The 2,206-nt window shown below is 59.4% G+C and carries 3 protein-coding genes; all 3 read left to right on the top strand.

Features of this window, described 5'->3' with window-relative positions; genetic code table 11:
- Positions 1-407: PASTA domain-containing protein (locus tag WA354_RS02560; RefSeq protein ID WP_472811444.1), on the top strand; the 407-nt coding region annotated here is incomplete at its 5' end.
- Between the two features lie 83 nt (positions 408-490).
- The gene (locus WA354_RS02565) at positions 491-1,786 is read left to right on the top strand and encodes an MFS transporter (protein WP_472811445.1); all 1,296 of its coding nucleotides are present in this window, start codon (positions 491-493) and stop codon (positions 1,784-1,786) included.
- 41 nt (positions 1,787-1,827) lie between these two features.
- A partial coding sequence (locus WA354_RS02570) for a heme-degrading domain-containing protein (RefSeq protein ID WP_472811446.1) occupies positions 1,828-2,206 on the top strand: 379 nt, incomplete at its 3' end.

Below are 2,206 nucleotides of genomic sequence, written 5' to 3' on the forward strand. Positions count from 1 at the left end.
CATTGCGCCTGCGGCGTGCCGGCCTTGAAGTCGGCGTCACCGCAAGGCTGCCCTATGCAGGTGCTCAAGACGGCACCGTTCTGGCGCAGGATCCGCCCGGCCATTCCCAGGGAATCGCGCAGCCCAGTGTAAACATCCTCGTCGCCGCCCCGGACGGGGTCGCACCGGATGGATACGTCATGCCCGACTTGACGGGTATCCCAATCATCACTGCGCAGCTGATGCTGAACAAAATTGGCCTGAAGGTGGATACGCCAACCTACGCCGATGTGTTCGTGCCCGACGTCAGTACGGGGCCCGAGCAGGCCAAACCTCCCATCATCCCCGGAGTTGTGATTGCACAACAGCCGATGGCGGGGGCGCGCGTCGATCAGACCACGATGATAAGGCTTACCGCAGCGAAATAGATCGGGTCGAAGCCCGCGCACCTACATCCAAAATGAGACGGATGACACAGGATCAGAGCAGCCCTCAGGAGGAACAACCCTCATTGCCCGTACCCGGCGACTATTCGCATGCCTGGCGGGCCTTGCGCCATCGCAACTTTCGGCTCTTCTTTGGCGGCCAGAGCATTTCGCTCATCGGCACCTGGATGACGCGCATTGCCACGGCCTGGCTGGTCTACCGGCTCACCAACTCGGCGCTCCTGTTGGGAACCGTCAGCTTCGCAGGCCAGATACCAACGTTTCTGTTCGCGCCGCTCGCCGGCGTCCTCGTCGATCGCATCGATCGCCGCAAAGTTTTGGTCTGGACGCAGACACTCGCCATGGTGCAGTCGCTGGCCCTGGCCTGGCTGACGCTTTCGCACCGCATCAATATCGCCGAGATTCTGGCACTGAGTGCCATGCAGGGCGTCATCAACGCATTCGATATGCCCGGCCGGCAATCCTTCATGGTCAAAATGGTGGAGGATCGCGCCGATCTATCGAATGCCATTGCCATCAACTCGTCGATGGTGAACGCGGCTAGATTGATCGGGCCATCGCTGGCCGGATTGCTGATTGCCGCCACGAATGAAGGCTGGTGCTTCCTCGTGGATGGCGTCAGCTACATCGCCGTAATCGCCTCGCTCTTGATGATGCGCGTTCCGCCGGATGGGCTGCAACGCCCCACGACTTCGATGATCGTTCAACTCAAGGAGGGTTGGACGTATGTTGCTGGTTTCCTGCCCATCCGTACGATCCTGCTGTTGTTTGCCTTGCTGAGCCTGATGGGCTGGCCCTTCATGGTGTTGATGCCTGTCTTTGCTCGTGAAGTTCTCCACGGAGGCGCGCATACCCTCGGCTTTCTGATGGGCGCCGTCGGCGTTGGGTCACTCATTTCGGCGCTTTCGATGGTGATGCGTCGCTCCGTACGTGGACTCACCAAGATGATTCCGATCGCCGCGCTTGTCTTCGGTATCGGGCTGATCTGTTTCGGACTTTCGCACGTTCTGTGGCTGTCGATGCTGATGATGTTCGTAACCGGTTTCGGCATGATGCAGGGTTTGACCGGAAGCAACACGATCATCCAAACCCTGGTCGACGAAAAAATGCGCGGACGCGTGATGAGCTACTACACCATGGCCTTCGTCGGTATGGCTCCCTTCGGCAGCCTGCTGGCCGGTGCAATGGCTCATGCCATCGGCGCACCCCGCACCGTGATCGTTAGCGGTGTAGCGTGCATTCTGGGTTCCATTTGGTTCACCTCACGACTTACCGCCATCCGCAAAGATATGCGGCCAATTTACGAACGTCTCGGCATCGTGCAGCAGCGGAACCCCGTCGAGGAAGTCGCCGAAAACTGAGCAACCGGGATTTATGATTGCAGCGCAAGGAAGGTTGATGGATGGGACACAGCGAAGACCTGGAAAGAATTGCGCTGCAGGAAAAGGAACTCGTTTTGCCGCGCCTGGATGCAGAAACTGCGTGGCGGCTGGGATCACTGCTGCGCACAATGTCTGCTGAACGAGGCCTTCCCGTCGTGATTGACGTACGGAAATTCGGCCAGCCCCTCTTCTACGCCGCCATGGACGGAACGACACCCGACAACGTCGAGTGGGTGCGGCGCAAAAGCAACGTCGTCGCTCGCTTTCATCGCAGCTCTTACGCGGTTGGCCTGCGCGAAAAGCAGAAGGGGCAAACGATCTATGAGAGCCAGGGACTTTCCCTTTCTGACTACGCAACCCACGGCGGCTCGTTTCCTTTGACCGTGGCCGGAGCAGGGG

It is taken from the genome of Occallatibacter sp. (assembly GCF_049802275.1).
In the GTDB taxonomy this organism is placed as follows: Bacteria; Acidobacteriota; Terriglobia; order Terriglobales; family Acidobacteriaceae; genus Telmatobacter.